We start from the raw sequence: 16,002 nt of genomic DNA, 5'->3' as shown, positions 1-16,002 counted from the left end.
GACGGTCAGGTGAGCGATGAGAGTCGTTCCTTGACGATCATCGAGCCGTCGGGCTGGGTCTGGACGAAGCCACGCTCCTCCAGATCCTTCATGACGCGGCTCACCATCTCGCGCGAGGCGCCGACCATCTTGGCCAGGTCCTGGCGCGAGATCTTGTCGCGCACCTTGAGGTTGCCCTCGCCGTCGTCGACCGCGAACTCGAGCAGCGAGCGCGCCACGCGGCCATAGACATCCATCAGTGCCAGCGACTCGATCTTGCGATCGGCGTGGCGCAGGCGCGCCACCAGGCCGCGCATGATGTTGTAGGACATCGAGGAGTTCTCGGGCAGGCAGCGCGCGAAGGCGTCGCGGTCGAGCATCAGCACGTCGGTCTGGATCTCGGTGCGCACCGTGGCCGAATGCGGCTCGTCGTCGATCATGCTCATCTCGCCGACGTAGTCGCCCGGCTGCAGCGTCGCGAGAATGACCTCCCGTCCGCGGCTGTCGGTGCTCATGACACGGGCCCGGCCGGTCAGAATGATGTAGAGGGCATCCGACTTCTTGCCTTGTTCGACCACGACCTCGGCGCGCTTGAAGCGCTTCTTGACGATCGCATCGGCGATGCTCGCGGACTGGGCGGGCGTCAGCGCTGCGAACAACGGCACGCGACGGAGCAATTCAAGATTGGACAACATCGACATTCATCAATCCCCGATTCGGCGCGACTCAAAAACCGATGGATTAATACAATCGCGCGCATTGAAAGGAGTCGCCGTACGGGCTTGAACCGAACGGTGATACTCCATATCTATAAACCACCTTGAAAATGTACACGCTGCTGCAGCGTCAATCCTAGGTTTTCTACTCATGCCATCCCAACTGCACACTAAGGTTCTCATTCTCGGCTCCGGCCCGGCCGGTTACACCGCCGCAGTCTACGCGGCCCGCGCCAACCTGGAGCCCATGCTGATCACCGGCATGGCACAAGGCGGCCAGCTCATGACGACGACCGACGTCGACAACTGGCCGGCCGACGTCCATGGCGTGCAGGGTCCCGACCTCATGCAGCGCTTCCTGGAACACGCCGAGCGCTTCAAGACCCAGATCGTCTTCGACCACATCAACAAGGTCGACTTCAGCAAGCGCCCCTTCACCCTCACCGGCGACAGTGGCACCTACACCTGCGACGCGCTGATCATCGCCACCGGCGCCTCGGCCAAGTACCTCGGGCTCGACTCCGAGCAGCATTTCATGGGCCGCGGCGTCTCGGGCTGCGCCACCTGCGACGGTTTCTTCTACCGCGAGCAGGAAGTCTGCGTGATCGGCGGCGGCAACACGGCGGTCGAGGAGGCGCTCTATCTGTCGAACATCGCGAGCAAGGTCACGCTGGTGCACCGCCGCGACAAGTTCCGCGCCGAGCCGATCCTGATCGACAAGCTGCATGCCAAGGTGGCCGAAGGCAAGATCGAGCTCAAGGTGCACAACACGCTGGACCAGGTGCTCGGCGACGACTCGGGCGTCACCGGCGTCCGCCTGAAGAACACCCAGACCGGCGCCACCGAGGACCTTCAGCTCAAGGGCTGCTTCATCGCGATCGGCCACCATCCCAACACCGACATCTTCCAGGGCCAACTCGAGATGAAGGATGGCTACATCCTCACCCGCGCCGGGCTGCAGGGCTTCGCGACCATGACCAGCGTGCCCGGCGTTTTCGCCGCCGGCGACGTCCAGGACCATGTCTACCGCCAGGCGATCACCAGTGCCGGCACCGGCTGCATGGCAGCCCTGGACGCTCAGCGGTTCCTGGAGCAATAGGCTCGCCCCCAGGTTGCCCGGCACTTCGTGTCCGGGCGCCCACCCCCTACCGGGGGCAACACCAGCGGCCTGGCGAAGCCAGATCCGCGGTGTTTCACCAACGGGCCTGGCTGCGCCGTCCTGTTTGGATGCTTTTGGCATATAATCCAAGGCTTTGCCGAATTTGACGCCTTGTGTCGGTCGGTGATATCGGGGTACCGCCACCCGTTTCTGGCGAGGTCAAGCTGCAAACCACCCACGCAACCCTGCTGCGTTGCTTTGGTGCCAGCTGTTCAAGAAAGAGTGTCCACATGGCACGCGTCTGCGAAGTCACGGGCAAAGGCCCGATGGTCGGAAACAATGTTTCCCACGCCAACAACAAAACCAAGCGCCGGTTCCTGCCGAACCTGCAATACCGTCGTTTCTGGGTCGAAACGGAAAACCGCTGGGTTCGCCTGCGGGTTTCGAGCGCTGCCCTGCGCCTGATCGACAAGAACGGCATCGACGCCGTGCTCGCAGACCTGCGCGCACGCGGCCAAGCTTAAGGAGCTGAATCATGGCAACGAGCAAAGGCGGACGCGAAAAGATCAAGCTGGAATCCACCGCGGGTACCGGCCATTTCTACACGACCAGCAAGAACAAGAAGACGATGCCTGAAAAGATGTCGATCATGAAGTTCGACCCGAAGGCGCGCAAGCACGTCGAGTACAAGGAAATCAAGCTGAAGTAATTCAGCGATTTCCAATAAAAAACCCGCTGCGATCCAGCGGGTTTTTTTGTGCCTTGAAGTACTTCCCGGCCGCGCAGCCAGGCCCGTTGGTGAGACACCGCGGAACTGGCTTCGCCAGGCCGCTGGTGTCGCCCCCGGCAGGGGGTGGGCGGGCTACACGAAGTGAGCCCAACCTGGGGGCGAGCAACAATCAGGCGCGAGCGCGACGCAGGCGGGTCGAGAACTCGCGCAGGCCAGCAATGCCACTGGCTTCTGCACGGTGGCACCAGGCCGCCAGGTCGGCCGCCAACTGCTCGCGCGACTGCGACGTGTTGAGCCACAGCTGGCGCAGCTCTTCGCGCATGGTCACCATCTTGTCGAGCACCGGATGAGCGGCACGGGCCTGGACCAGGTCCGAACGCACGGCGGCCGGCACCTTGTCGTCGTCACGGTGCAGCCAGTTCTTGGCCGCCTTCAGTACCGACAGGTCGGCACCCTTGGCCTTGAGCTGGGCCAGTTCGCCGCGGGTGGCGCGACGCATCTCGCGCGCATAGCCGGCCATGACCTCGTAGCGGTTGGCGATCACGGCCTCGAGGGTCTTTTCGTTGGCCACCGGCACGACGTCGCCCATCTGCAGCTTCGGCGGCAGCTTCTTGACCTTGGCCCAGCCGATCTTCTGCATCAGGCTGATGTACACCCAGCCGATGTCGAACTCGTACTTCTTGACCGAGAACTTGGCCGAGGTCGGGTAGGTGTGGTGGTTGTTGTGCAGCTCTTCGCCGCCGATGATGATGCCCCACGGGACCAGGTTGGTGCTGGCATCCGCAGCTTCGAAATTGCGATAGCCCCAATAGTGGCCGATGCCGTTGACGATGCCGGCGGCCCAGAACGGGATCCAGAGCATCTGGACGGCCCAGACCGTCAACCCGAGCATGCCGAACAGCGCGACGTTGAAGATCAGCATCAGGCCGACACCCTGCCAGCTGTAGCGCGTGTACAGGTTGCGCTCGATCCAGTCGTCGGGCGTTCCGTGGCCGAAACGCTCCATCGTTTCCTTGTTCTTCGATTCCTTGCGATACAGCTCGGCGCCGCGCCACATGACTTCGTCGATGCCCTTCACCTGCGGGCTGTGCGGGTCGTCGACCGTTTCGCACTTGGCGTGGTGCTTGCGGTGGATGGCCACCCACTCCTTGGTCACCATGCCGGTGCCCAGCCAGAGCCAGAAGCGGAAGAAATGCGAGGGAATCGGGCCCAGGTCCATGGCCCGGTGCGTTTGCGTCCGGTGCAGGAAGATCGTGACCGCCGCGATCGTGATGTGCGTGGTGACGAGCGTGTACAGCACGACTTGCCACCATGCGAGGTCCCACAAGCCGTTTCCGAGCCAGTCGATGGCCGCGCTCAGTACGGCAGAGTCAGGAAGCAACATTGAGTTCAGTACTCCATGGCCGCACGAAGGTGCAGCCTTCAGGTAACCGGCGATTTTAAAGGTTCGAGCCTGAAAAGGGGCTTAAATCCTTGATTCACCGCAAGTCTTGCCCTTTCTTTGGAGCCTTCTGCCTATTTCCGGTTCCACACGGCGGCAAAAAAACCGTCGGTGGCGTGGCGATGGGGCCAGAGCCGCAGGTAACGCGTCCCGCGCTCGCCGCCGGCGCACAGGGCTTCGGCGCCCGCCACCTTGAGGCCGGCCAGCAGTTCCGCGGCATCCTGGGGTTCGAAATCCGGATTGGCGGCAGCAAAAGCCTCGGCGATGGCCTCGTTTTCCTCCGGCAGCACGCTGCAGGTCGCATAGACCAGCCGGCCGCCCGGCTTCACCAGCCGCGCCGCGCTCTGCAGGATCGCGGTCTGCTTGGCCGTCAGCTCCTGCACCGACTTCGGCGACTGGCGCCATTTCAGGTCCGGGTTGCGCCGCAGGGTGCCGAGGCCCGAACAGGGCGCATCGACCAGCACCCGGTCGATCTTGCCGGCCAGCCGCTTGATGCGGTCGTCGCGCTCATGGGCGATCGCTGCCGGATGCACGTTCGACAGACCGCTGCGCGCCAGCCGCGGCTTCAGGGCGTCGAGCCGGTGCGCCGAGGTGTCGAAAGCATACAGCCGGCCGGTGTTCCGCATCGTGGCGCCGATGGCCAGCGTCTTGCCGCCGGCACCGGCGCAGAAATCGACCACCATCTCGCCGCGCTTGGCATCCAGCAGCAGCGCCAGCAGTTGCGAACCCTCGTCCTGGACCTCGACCGCGCCGCGCGTGAACGCGTCGAGCTTGTTGAGCGCCGGCTTGCCGTCGATGCGCAGGCCCCAGGGCGAGAACGGCGTGGCGACCGCCTGGATCGCCGCCTTGGCCAGTTCCTTCTGCACCTCGGGCCGCTTGTCGGTCAGCGCGTTGACCCGCAGGTCCAGCGGCGCCGGCTGCTGCAGGCTTTCCACCAGGGGCCAGAACTGGTCGCCGAGCTGCGCCTTGAGTGGCGCCACCAGCCATTCGGGCAGGTTGTGTCGGTGGCGTTCGAGCAGGTCGTCCTGCTTGACGGCGTCGCAGTTGTCGAGCCAGCGCTTCTCGGTGTCGTTGAGTGCGCTCTTGAGGAAGTCGCGCGGGCCGTAAAAGCCCAGGATCGCCATCCGGCGCTCCTTGGGGCCGCTGCCGGAAGGCGACAGATGATCGAACAGAAGCTTCTTGCGCAGCACCGTGTAGACGGTTTCCGCCAGGGTGGCGCGCTCGCGCGGGCCGAACTCGCGGTGGTCGCGGAAGAAGCGCGAAACGACCTGGTCGGCCGGGTGATCGAATTTCAGAACCAGGCCGACCAGGTCGGCGGTGGCGTCAAGCAGGGCTTTGGGGTGCATGACCCCATTGTCTCAGTCGTGGCCGATCGGGTCTCAATCGACGGTGCGGGCCCAGATCGCGCCGAAGGTCTGGCGCTCGATCTGCTCCAGCGTCGGCGAATGGCCGGCCCACAGCACCAGCGCGGCGCCCGGCAGGCTCAGGGTCTGCTCGAGCTGTCGGCACAGCTGCCAACGCTCGTCGTCGCCCAGGAGCGGCAACTCGAGAAAGACCACGTAGGCGCGTCGCCATGGGAATTCGCGCAGGTTCTTGCGCACCAGCCAGGCCCGCGAGACCGGGCTGCAGCGCACCAGGTCGGCCCGCAGTTCGCCGAGTTCGAATTCGCTCAGGTCGTGGCGGCTGATCTGGCTGAAGAAAGGCGTGGCAGTGATTTCATCCCAGGCGCGCTGCTCGGCCTCCTCCGCCGTCTTGGCCCGATCGCGCCAGAGCTTGAGCGCACGTTCGTCGTGGCCGCCCGCATCCGGGTCCTCGAGCAGCGCGACCGCGGTCTTGGCGGCCCACCAGCGGCTGGCCACGCTCGATTCGTGCAGCCGCTCGAGCACCGCGAGCCGGGCGCCGCGATCGCGGGCCGGCAGCAACTGCGCCAGGCCGCGCAAGGCCCCCGGGTGGTTCTCGGTGAACTGCAGAGCACGCTCATAGTGCCCACGCACGTCGGCCGCGGCATCGATTCGGCGCGCGCAGTCGGCCCACTCGACCATCTCGTCGGCGTTGTTTCGGCCGGCGCTGGCCGCGAGGACGGCAACGCGCTCGCGCACCCGCACCAGATAGGCGTGATGCTGCTTCCAGTCATTGACGTGCGCGCGGCGCCAGTCGTCGTCGAAATGCGCGATCCACCTGGGCGCATCGGCAAGCAGGCCCAGCGCCGATTTGGCCGACCAGGCCGGCAGGCCGGGCCTTTCGTCGAGCGCTTCCAGGCGGTCCCGCAGCACCGGGTGCGTATCGTCGACATCGCTGACGCTGCGCAGCGCGCCACGCAGCGCCGAGCGCGCGAAGTCCGGGGCGACCGGCACGCACAACTGCGGCGCCAGCGCCGAGAACGGGCCGACCGGGATCGGCTCGTCGACCGCCAGCGACCAGTGCGCGGGCCAGAATTGCTCGGCGTACCAGGCGCTCTTGACCACGATCTCGGTGAGCGCGCCAGCCACCACCCGCGTGCCCAGCAGCCGGGCCGCGACGCGGTCGGCCTCGTATTCGTCCTGGCGCGCCAGCGCGAAAGTCTTGGCGGCGAAGCGCGGGAAATACCAGCGGAAGAAGGCCTGCGAGGCGAAAGCCATCACGCCGTTGTCGCGCTGCAAGCTGGCGTCCAGCTTGAGCCACGACATCCGCGTGCGATAGATCCACGCGCTGAGCTTGCCGTGGTTGCCGCGCAGGTGCCCGTACTCGTGCCCCAGCACCGACAGCAGGCGCCTGCGATCCAGCGCCATCAGCAGCGGCAGGCCGATGCTGAGATGGTTGACCGCGCCGCCGAAGAGCCCGAAGCGCGGTATCTGGCGGATGCTGGCGTTGAATTCGCTGTCGAGGAAGACCCGGTGCACCGGCGGGCCGTCGATGCGCTTGCGGATCCGGTCCAGCGCCTCGAACAGTGCCGGCGCATCGGCTCGCTCCAGCGGCACGCCCTCGGGCTCATCGAGGGGCACCCACAGCGCGCGCAGCGTGGCCCACATCAGACCGAGCGCGAACAGCAGCAGCCAGCCGCGCGTGAAGTCGAATCTCCCTCCCTGTCCGAGGCCACCGACCACCCAGGCGATGATGCCGATCGCGAGCGCCAGGCAGGCGATGACCCAGAGATAGCCCAGGGCGGCGAAGACCGCGACCCCGCGCCGGTAGCCGCGGCTGTCGTCCGCGCTGGCATGCTCGCTCAGGCGCACGAGATGAACAAAATCTGCCCTCTCCATCCCGACCTTTCAGTTCCTTGAAGGAAACAACCGCATGAACGACGACGACCTGCCACCCCTGATCGAGACGCCCCCCGGCCGCTACCGCCACTACAAGGGCGGCGAGTACGACGTGCTGGGCACGGTGCGCCACAGCGAGACGCTGGAGCCGATGACGCTTTACCGCGCGCTCTACGGCGAGCGCGGACTCTGGGTCCGCCCGGCCGCCATGTTCGGCGGCCGCGTGGAGATCGACGGCGCGTCACAGTTGCGCTTCACGAAGCTCGACCAGAAAAAATGACCCCCGGCGGATTGTGTCATTTTGTTTCCATGAGCCAAGCCGCAATTGCCTGCGGGTAAACCCGGTGTTCGTGGACCAAGACACGCTCCGCCAGCGTCGCTGCGGTGTCGTCGGGCAGCACCGGCACCACCGCCTGCGCCAGGATCGGTCCGTGGTCGAGCTCCACCGTCACTTCGTGCACCGTGAGCCCTGCGACCTTGCAGCCGGCCTCGATCGCGCGCTGGTGGGTATGCAGGCCGGGGAACGCCGGCAGCAGCGACGGATGGATATTGAGCAGCCGGCGCGCATAGCGGGTCACGAAGCCGGGCGTCAGGATGCGCATGAATCCCGCCAGCACGACCAGCGTCGGCGCATGCATGTCGATGGCCTGGGCCAGGGCGGCATCGAAGTCCTCCCGGCTGGCGAAATCCTTGTGCGAGACGACTGCGGTCGAGATGCCCTTGGCACGGGCGAGCGCCAGCCCCGGCGCGTCCGCCTTGTTGCTGATGACGGCGGCGACACGGGCATCGAATCGGGCCGCCCAGCGCTCCTGCTCGGCGGCCCGCACGATGGCCGCCATGTTCGACCCGCCGCCGGAGATAAGGATCACAATGTTCTTCATGGGACGCGGGATTATCCGTGCTGCCTTTTCGTGGTCCGTGTTGTCACGACGCGGACACCCCGAAAGCGCACGACCGTGCTAAAACCGGCGGTTCCGGAGACACGCCGCGCCCGCGGCGGTTCGATCAACACAGCGAGGCACGCATGGATTTGAGCTTCACGCCCGAAGAACAGAAGTTCCGCGAAGATATTCGCGCCTGGGTCAAAGAAAACCTTCCCCAAGACATCTCGCACAAGGTGCACAACGCGCTCGAACTGACGCGTGACGACCTGCAGCGATGGGCGAAGATCCTCGGCAAGAAAGGCTGGCTCGGCTATGGCTGGCCGAAGGAATTCGGCGGCCCCGGCTGGACCGCGGTCGAGAAGCACCTGTTCGAGGAAGAGGCCGCGCTGGCCGGTGCGCCGCGCATCATCCCCTTCGGCCCGGTGATGGTGGCGCCGGTGATCATGGCCTACGGCAATGCCGAGCAGCACAAGCGCTTCCTGCCCGGCATTGCCAGCGGCGAAGTCTGGTGGAGCCAGGGCTACAGCGAACCGGGCTCCGGCTCGGACCTGGCCTCGGTCAAGACCAAGGCCGAACGGCAGGGCGATAAATACATCGTCAACGGCCAGAAGACCTGGACCACGCTGGGCCAGTACGGCGAATGGATCTTCTGCCTGGTGCGCACCAGCAATGAAGGCAAGCCGCAGACCGGCATCAGCTTCCTGCTGATCGACATGAAGTCGCCGGGCGTGACGGTCCGCCCGATCAAGCTGCTCGACGGCGGCCACGAGGTCAACGAAGTCTTCTTCGACAACGTCGAGGTGCCGGCCGAAAACCTGATCGGCGAGGAGAACAAGGGCTGGACCTACGCCAAGCACCTGCTCTCGCACGAACGCACCAACATCGCCGACGTCAACCGCGCCAAGCGCGAGCTCGAACGCGTCAAGCGCCTGGCCAAGAGCGAAGGCGTCTGGGAAGACGCCCGCTTCCGCGACGAGATCGCCAAGCTCGAGGTCGACGTCGTCGCGCTCGAGATGCTGGTGCTGCGCGTGCTGTCGGCCGCCACTTCGGGCAAGAACTCGCTCGACATCGCGGGCCTGCTCAAGATCAAGGGCAGCGAGATCCAGCAGCGCTACTCCGAGCTGATGATGCTGGCCGGCGGCCCCTATTCGCTGCCGCTGATCCGCGAGGCGATGGAAGCCGGCTGGCAGGGTGACTTCCCGGGCGGCCATCCGCAGCTGGCACCGCTTTCGTCGACCTACTTCAACATGCGCAAGACCACCATCTACGGCGGCAGCAACGAAGTGCAACGCAACATCGTCGCGCAGACCGTTCTCGGCTGAAGCCGTAGAACGGGCCCGCGCTACGCGCTGAATGTTTGACTCCCCCGCACCCCCTCCGGGAGGGGGCTCCAGCGAGGCTTACGCAAGGATTTGACATGGACTTCAATTTTTCGGATGACCAGCAGCAGCTTCGCGACGCGGTCGCCAAGTGGGTCGAAAAGGGCTACGGCTTCGAGCGCCGCCGCGCCATCGAGGCCGCAGGCGGCTTCTCGCGCGAGGCTTGGGACGAACTGGCCGAACTGGGCCTGGGCGGCCTCTACATCCCCGAGGACGAGGGCGGCCTGGGCATGGGCCCGGTCGAAGGCATGGTCGTGATGGAAGAGCTGGGCCGCGGCATCGTGCTCGAGCCGCTGGCGCAATCGTTCATCGCCGGCGCCCTGCTCGCCGGCCATGCCGACGCCGACACCAAGGACAGCTGGCTGCCGCGCATCGCAGGCGGCCAGGCGCTGGTAGTGCTGGCCTACCAGGAACGCAAGGCGCGCTACCGGCTCGACGTCTGCGAGGCCAAGGCGCAGAAGGCCGGCAACGGCTTCACCGTGCACGGCACCAAGAGCCTGGTGCCGGCCGGCGACGAAGCCGATGCCTTCCTGGTGCCCGCGCAACTCGACGGCAAGATGGCCCTCTTCCTGGTCGAGCGCGCTGCCGACGGCGTGGCGGCACGCGGCTACGGCACCCAGGACGGCAGCCGCGCGGCCGAAGTCGTGTTCGACGGTGCGGCCGCCACGCTGGTCACCCGTGACGGCCTGGCCGCACTCGAGTACGGAGTCGACATCGGCATCGCCTCGACTTGCGCGGAAGCCGTGGGCGTGATGGACCAGACGCTCGCGGTCACGGTCGACTACATGAACACACGCAAGCAGTTCGGCGTCGCGATCGCTACCTTCCAGGCGCTGCGCCACCGCGTCGCCGACATGAAGATGCAGCTCGAGCTGGCCCGCTCGATGAGCTACTACGCGAGCCTGAAGCTCAATGCCCCGGCCGCCGAACGCCGCCAGGCCATGGCCCGCGCCAAGTACCAGCTCGGCGTCTCGATGCGTTTCGTGAGCCAGCAGTCGGTGCAACTGCACGGCGGCATCGGCGTGACCGACGAATACATCGGCAGCCACTACTTCAGAAAGCTCACGCAGCTCGAGATGAGCTTCGGCGACAGCATGCACCACCTGGGCGAAGTCTCGGCCCGCATGCAAGATACCGCGGGCGTCTTCGCCTGAACTGTTGCTCGCCCCCAGGTTGGGCTCACTTCGTGTAGCCCGCCCACCCCCTACCGGGGGCAACACCAGCGGCCCGGCAAAGCCGGTTCCGCGGTGTTTCACCAACGGGCCTGGCTTCGCCGGCCGCAGACCGCAGCGTTGCTTTGGCTCCGTCAGCCGTGCAGGCGGGAGCTTTGCGGCAGGTGCGCCATCAGGAATTCCATCTGGTCCGCCAGGATCCGGCGGTTGCGCAGGATGAAGTCTTCCCACAGGCTGGGCACGTAGGGTGCGTAGAGCAGCGCCATGCCGGCTTGCTCGGGCGTGCGGCTGCTCTTTCTGTGGTTGCAGGGCCGGCAGGCCGTGACCACGTTCATCCAGGTGTCGATTCCCTTTTGAGCGAACGGGATGATGTGCTCGCGCGTGAGTTCGTCCTCGCCGAAGTGGCCGCCGCAGTAGGCGCAGACGTTGCGGTCGCGCGCGAACAGCTTGCCGTTGGTCAGGCCCGGGCGCTGCGTGAAGGGATTGATGCGCGGCACGCCCTTGGTGCCGATGATGCTGTTGATCGCGATCTGCGACTGCTGGCCGGTGACCGCGTTGTGGCCGCCCCGGAACACCGCCACCTGCGCGCCCACCTCCCAGCGGACCTCGTCGGAGGCATAGTGGATCACCGCCTGCTCGAGCGAAATCCACGATTGAGGCAGCCCTTGGGCCGACAGCTTCAAGACCTTCACACACGTCTCCTCTGATCAGAGAAACCACGGAAAGACCGATCACCGGCGCGCGGCCAGCGCACTTGCGCGCACCGCACTGCGTCACAATATACCGGTTTTGTGACAAATGGCCCTGACGTGCCCATTCCATGGGCACGAAGTGCTATCAAAAAGATACCAAACGATGCAGGTCTTCCGGGGATTTCGGCATCCGGGCGTGGCTCCGGCCTGCGCCCTGACCATTGGCAATTTCGACGGTGTGCACCGTGGTCACCAGGCGATGCTGGGGCTGCTCAATACCGAGGCGCGCCTGCGCGGACTGCCCAGCTGCGTGCTGAGCTTCGAGCCGCATCCGCGCGACTACTTCGCCGCGCTCAACCGGCGCCCCGAACTGGCGCCGGCGCGCATCGGCACCCTGCGCGACAAGCTCACCGAACTGGCCGCGGGCGGCGTCGCGCAGACCATCGTGCTGCCCTTCGACGCCCGGCTGGCCGCGCAGACGCCGGAAGAATTCATCCGGCACGTGCTGATCGAGGGCCTGGGCGCGCGCTACGTGCTGGTCGGCGACGATTTCCGCTTCGGCGCCAGGCGCGCCGGCGACTACGCGATGCTCGACCGTGCCGGCGACCAGCACGGCTTCGACGTCGCGCGCATGAACAGCTACGAGGTGCATGGCCTGCGGGTCTCGAGCTCGGCCGTGCGCGAGGCGCTGGCCGAAGGTCGGATGGCCGATGTCCAGGCGCTGCTCGGCCGGCCCTACGCGATTTCCGGCCACGTGGTCCACGGACGCAAGCTCGGCCGCGCGCTGGGCGCCTCGGCACCGGGCCGCGACGATGGCTTTCGCACCCTCAACCTGCGCTTCAAGCACTGGAAGCCGGCCGCCAGCGGCATCTTCGCGGTGCTCGTCCACGGGCTGTCCGAGGCGCCGCTGCCGGGCGTCGCCAACCTCGGCGTCAGGCCCTCGCTCGACGCCAACGACGTCAACGCCGGCCGGGTGCTGCTGGAGACCCATTGCCTCGATTGGCCGGCCCATCTGGGCAGCGAAGGGGCCTACGGTAAAATCGTGCGCGTGGAACTGCTGCACAAACTGCACGACGAATTGCGCTACACCAGCCTCGAGGCCCTGACTGCGGGCATCGCGAAGGATGGCCGCGACGCGCGCGCCTTCTTTGCCTCCACGCACGCAGAGACCCATCGCCAGACGACGCGCGACCGAATTTAGAGCGGAACCCTCGCTTTCCGCCGCGTTCGGCCGCCTTGGGATGCAAGGGGCCGCATGCCCCCCTCGATCCCCGAGCGCTGCCAGGCAGCGCAGATTTCTGGAACCCCCATGGCTGACAACAAGACCGACGGCGCCAACGACTACCGCGCCACGCTGAACCTGCCCGACACCCCGTTCCCGATGCGCGGCGACCTGCCCAAGCGCGAGCCGGGCTGGGTCAAGGAGTGGAACGAGGAAGGCCTCTACCAGCGTCTGCGCGACGCCCGCCACGGCGCGCCCAAGTTCATCCTGCACGACGGCCCGCCGTACGCCAATGGCCAGATCCACATGGGCCACGCGGTGAACAAGATCCTGAAGGACATGATCACCAAGGCGCGCCAGCTCGAGGGCTTCGACGCGCTCTACGTACCAGGCTGGGACTGCCATGGCCTGCCGATCGAGAACGCGATCGAGAAGAAGTACGGCCGCAACCTGAGCCGCGACGAGATGCAGGCCAAGAGCCGCGCCTACGCGACCGAGCAGATCGCCCAGCAGATGGTCGACTTCCAGCGCCTGGGCGTGCTGGGCGAGTGGGACCATCCGTACAAGACCATGGATTTCGCCAACGAAGCGGGCGAGATCCGCGCCTTCAAGCGCGTGATCGAGCGCGGCTTCGTCTATCGCGGCCTCAAGCCGGTGTACTGGTGCTTCGACTGCGGCTCCTCGCTGGCCGAGTTCGAGATCGAGTACGCGGACAAGAAGTCGCAGACCCTCGACGTCGCCTTCAAGGCGCATGACCCCGCAAAGCTCGCGGCCGCCTTCGGCCTGCCGGCATTGACGAAAGACGCCTTCGCGGTCATCTGGACCACCACCGCCTGGACCATTCCGGCCAACCAGGCGATCAACCTGAACCCCGAGCTCGACTACGCGCTGGTCGACACCGAGCGCGGCCTGCTGGTTCTCGCGGCGTCCCTGGTCGAGATGTGCATGAACCGCTATGCGCTCGACGGCACCGTGCTGGCCACGGTCAAGGGCGAGAAGCTCGGCGGCCTCGAGTTCGAGCATCCGCTGTACGACGTCGATGCCGGCTTTCGGCGCCTGTCGCCGGTCTACCTGGCCGACTACGCGACCGCCGAAGACGGCACCGGCCTGGTCCATTCCTCGCCGGCCTATGGCGTGGACGACTTCAACTCCTGCATCGCGCACGGCGTGGCGTACGACGACATCCTGAATCCGGTGCAGGGCAACGGCTCGTACGCGCCCGATTTCCCGCTGTTCGGCGGCCAGAACATCTGGAAGGCGGTGCCCGTCATCATCCAGGCGCTGCGCGATGCCGACCGCCTGCTGACGACCGAGGTCATCACCCACAGCTACCCGCACTGCTGGCGCCACAAGACGCCGGTGATCTACCGCGCCGCGGCCCAGTGGTTCATCCGCATGGACGAGGGCGAAGGCGTGTTCACCAAGGACAAGGCGCCGCAGACGCTGCGCCAGACAGCGCTGGCCGCGATCGAGCAGACCAGCTTCTATCCGGAGAATGGCAAGGCGCGGCTGCACGACATGATCGCCAACCGGCCTGACTGGTGCATCAGCCGCCAACGCAGCTGGGGCGTGCCGATCCCGTTCTTCCTGCACAAGGACTCGGGCGAGCTGCATCCGCGCACGATGGAGATCCTCGACCAGGCCGCGGCCATCGTCGAGCAGGGCGGCATCGAGGCCTGGAGCCGCGTGACCACCGAGGAGATCCTCGGTGCCGAAGACGCGCCGCTCTACACCAAGAGCACCGACATCCTCGAGGTCTGGTTCGACTCGGGCTCGACCTTCTATCACGTGCTGCGCGGCACCCATCCGAACGTGCATCACGAGACCGGTCCCGAGGCCGACCTGTACCTCGAAGGCCATGACCAGCATCGCGGCTGGTTCCACTCGTCGCTGCTGCTCGCCAGCGCGCTCGAAGGCCGCGCGCCCTACCGCGGCCTTCTGACCCACGGCTTCACGGTCGACAGCCAGGGCCGCAAGATGAGCAAGTCGCTCGGCAACGGCATCGACCCGCAGGAAGTGAACAAGAAGCTCGGCGCCGAGATCACTCGCCTGTGGGTGGCCGCGAGCGACTACTCGGGCGACATCGCGGGCGACGACAAGATCCTGGCGCGCGTGGTGGACGCCTACCGCCGCATCCGCAACACGCTGCGCTTCCTGCTCGCCAACACCAGCGACTTCGACATCAAGAAGGATGCGGTGCCGCTGGCCGAGCTGCTCGAGATCGACCGCTATGCGCTCGCCCGTGCGGCGCAGTTCCAGGCCGAGATCCTCGCGCACTACAAGGTGTACGAGTTCCATCCGGTGGTGGCCAAGCTGCAGGTGTACTGTTCCGAGGACCTCGGCGCCTTCTACCTGGACGTGCTCAAGGACCGGCTCTACACGACCGCCCCCGGCTCGCACGCGCGCCGCAGCGCCCAGACCGCGCTGTGGCACATCACGCAGGCGATGCTGCGCTGGATGGCGCCGTTCCTGAGCTTCACGGCCGAAGAGGCGTGGAAGTTCTGCGGCGACGGCCAGTCGATCTTCGTCCAGACCTACAGCGACCTCGGCACGCCCGACGAAGCGCTGCTGGCGAAGTGGACCCGCATCCGCGAGATCCGCGACGCGGTCAACAAGGAGATCGAGACCGTGCGCACCGCCGGCCAGGTCGGCTCCTCGCTGCAGGCCAACGTGACGATCACCGCACCGGCCGACGACCATGCACTGCTGGCTTCGCTGGGCGACGACCTGAAATTCGTTCTGATCACCTCGGCGGTCGAGCTGGCCGCCGGCGACGCGCTGTCGGCACAAGTGATGGCGAGTGTCGCGGCCAAGTGCGAGCGCTGCTGGCACTGGCGCGACGACGTCGGCCATGACCCGGCCCACCCGGGCCTGTGCGGCCGCTGCACCAGCAACCTGTACGGCGCCGGAGAGCAAAGGAACGTCGCCTGATGGCTCGCAAATCTTCGGGCTCGTCGGGCCTCGGCATCTGGCCCTGGCTCGGCCTCGCGCTGGTGATCGTGATCGTCGACCAGTTCACCAAGACGCTGATCCTGGGCTACTACAAGTACGGCGACGTGACCTACGTCACCAGCTTCTTCAACGTGGTCCGGGCCCACAACACCGGCGCGGCGTTTTCCTTCCTGGCCGATGCGGCCGGCTGGCAGCGCTGGTTCTTCACGGCCATCGGCGTCGCGGCGGCGATCTTCATCGTCTGGATGCTGAAGTCGCATGCCGGCCAGAAGCTGTTCTCGTTCTCGATGGCCGCCATCCTGGGCGGTGCCATCGGCAACGTGATCGACCGCATGATGCACGGCTACGTGGTCGACTTCCTGGACTTCCACATGGCCGGCCGGCACTTCCCGGCCTTCAACGTGGCCGACAGCGCCATCACCCTCGGCGCGATCTGCCTGATCCTGGATGAACTGAGGCGCGTGCGGCGCAAGTAGCCCGGCCGCGCGAAGGCAAGG

Annotated in this window: 15 protein-coding genes; 9 read left to right on the top strand and 6 right to left on the bottom strand. The window is 66.3% G+C overall.

Annotated elements, in window-relative coordinates; translation table 11 throughout:
- Window positions 1-5: 5 nt before the first annotated feature.
- Window positions 6-680, bottom strand: a complete 675-nt coding sequence (locus AC1DYK_RS17265) for a Crp/Fnr family transcriptional regulator (protein WP_478158551.1) — start codon at window positions 678-680, stop codon at window positions 6-8.
- A 166-nt stretch (window positions 681-846) separates the two neighbouring features.
- Here AC1DYK_RS17265 and trxB point away from each other — a divergent pair, with 166 nt between their 5' ends.
- The 3 genes from trxB to rpmG all read left to right on the top strand — a co-directional run bounded on the left by trxB (window position 847) and on the right by rpmG (window position 2,503).
- Complete coding sequence (trxB, locus tag AC1DYK_RS17260; RefSeq protein ID WP_477650704.1) at window positions 847-1,794, top strand: thioredoxin-disulfide reductase; 948 nt, start codon at window positions 847-849, stop codon at window positions 1,792-1,794.
- A gap of 290 nt (window positions 1,795-2,084) precedes the next feature.
- Entirely contained in the window at window positions 2,085-2,318 is a 234-nt protein-coding gene (gene rpmB / locus AC1DYK_RS17255) for a 50S ribosomal protein L28 (RefSeq protein WP_028251282.1), read from the top strand.
- Between the two features lie 11 nt (window positions 2,319-2,329).
- Complete coding sequence (gene rpmG, locus AC1DYK_RS17250) at window positions 2,330-2,503, top strand: 50S ribosomal protein L33 (RefSeq protein WP_007830291.1); 174 nt, start codon at window positions 2,330-2,332, stop codon at window positions 2,501-2,503.
- Window positions 2,504-2,693: 190 nt separating this feature from the next.
- Here rpmG and AC1DYK_RS17245 read toward each other — a convergent pair whose 3' ends face one another.
- From AC1DYK_RS17245 to AC1DYK_RS17235, 3 genes are all read right to left on the bottom strand, one after another.
- Window positions 2,694-3,908, bottom strand: coding sequence for a DesA family fatty acid desaturase (locus tag AC1DYK_RS17245; protein ID WP_478167439.1), 1,215 nt, complete (start codon window positions 3,906-3,908; stop codon window positions 2,694-2,696).
- Window positions 3,909-4,039: 131 nt separating this feature from the next.
- Window positions 4,040-5,311 (bottom strand): RsmB/NOP family class I SAM-dependent RNA methyltransferase, encoded by a 1,272-nt coding sequence (locus AC1DYK_RS17240; protein ID WP_478167438.1) that lies wholly within the window; start codon window positions 5,309-5,311, stop codon window positions 4,040-4,042.
- A gap of 33 nt (window positions 5,312-5,344) precedes the next feature.
- The gene (locus tag AC1DYK_RS17235) at window positions 5,345-7,204 is read right to left on the bottom strand and encodes a M48 family metallopeptidase (protein ID WP_478167437.1); all 1,860 of its coding nucleotides are present in this window, start codon (window positions 7,202-7,204) and stop codon (window positions 5,345-5,347) included.
- 34 nt (window positions 7,205-7,238) lie between these two features.
- Between AC1DYK_RS17235 and AC1DYK_RS17230 the strand changes: the two genes are divergently transcribed.
- A complete protein-coding gene (locus AC1DYK_RS17230; RefSeq protein WP_478167436.1) occupies window positions 7,239-7,484 on the top strand; it encodes a DUF1653 domain-containing protein in 246 nt (81 codons plus the stop codon).
- Window positions 7,485-7,500: 16 nt separating this feature from the next.
- On the opposite strand, the gene purN is transcribed toward AC1DYK_RS17230, so the two are convergent.
- On the bottom strand, window positions 7,501-8,085 hold the full coding sequence (purN, locus tag AC1DYK_RS17225) for a phosphoribosylglycinamide formyltransferase (RefSeq protein WP_478167435.1): 585 nt from the start codon (window positions 8,083-8,085) through the stop codon (window positions 7,501-7,503).
- Between the two features lie 143 nt (window positions 8,086-8,228).
- Between purN and AC1DYK_RS17220 the strand changes: the two genes are divergently transcribed.
- Complete coding sequence (locus tag AC1DYK_RS17220; RefSeq protein ID WP_478158553.1) at window positions 8,229-9,410, top strand: acyl-CoA dehydrogenase family protein; 1,182 nt, start codon at window positions 8,229-8,231, stop codon at window positions 9,408-9,410.
- Window positions 9,411-9,505: 95 nt separating this feature from the next.
- Window positions 9,506-10,621, top strand: a complete 1,116-nt coding sequence (locus AC1DYK_RS17215; protein WP_478167434.1) for an acyl-CoA dehydrogenase family protein — start codon at window positions 9,506-9,508, stop codon at window positions 10,619-10,621.
- Window positions 10,622-10,773: 152 nt separating this feature from the next.
- On the opposite strand, the gene AC1DYK_RS17210 is transcribed toward AC1DYK_RS17215, so the two are convergent.
- Window positions 10,774-11,331, bottom strand: coding sequence for an HNH endonuclease (locus AC1DYK_RS17210; RefSeq protein ID WP_478167433.1), 558 nt, complete (start codon window positions 11,329-11,331; stop codon window positions 10,774-10,776).
- Window positions 11,332-11,494: 163 nt separating this feature from the next.
- Between AC1DYK_RS17210 and AC1DYK_RS17205 the strand changes: the two genes are divergently transcribed.
- From AC1DYK_RS17205 to lspA, 3 genes are all read left to right on the top strand, one after another.
- Window positions 11,495-12,532: a bifunctional riboflavin kinase/FAD synthetase gene (locus AC1DYK_RS17205; RefSeq protein ID WP_478167432.1), complete on the top strand. Its 1,038-nt coding sequence runs from the start codon at window positions 11,495-11,497 to the stop codon at window positions 12,530-12,532.
- A 108-nt stretch (window positions 12,533-12,640) separates the two neighbouring features.
- Window positions 12,641-15,484 (top strand): isoleucine--tRNA ligase, encoded by a 2,844-nt coding sequence (gene ileS, locus AC1DYK_RS17200; protein WP_478167431.1) that lies wholly within the window; start codon window positions 12,641-12,643, stop codon window positions 15,482-15,484.
- Window positions 15,484-15,981, top strand: coding sequence for a signal peptidase II (gene lspA, locus AC1DYK_RS17195; RefSeq protein WP_478167430.1), 498 nt, complete (start codon window positions 15,484-15,486; stop codon window positions 15,979-15,981). The genes ileS and lspA overlap by 1 nt, the downstream gene beginning before the upstream one ends.
- The last annotated feature ends 21 nt before the right edge of the window (window positions 15,982-16,002 follow it).

The organism is Variovorax sp. P2_H12, assembly GCF_056403395.1.
Note: the sequence above shows the minus strand (reverse complement) of the source record. Positions and strands in the feature narration are given on the sequence as shown.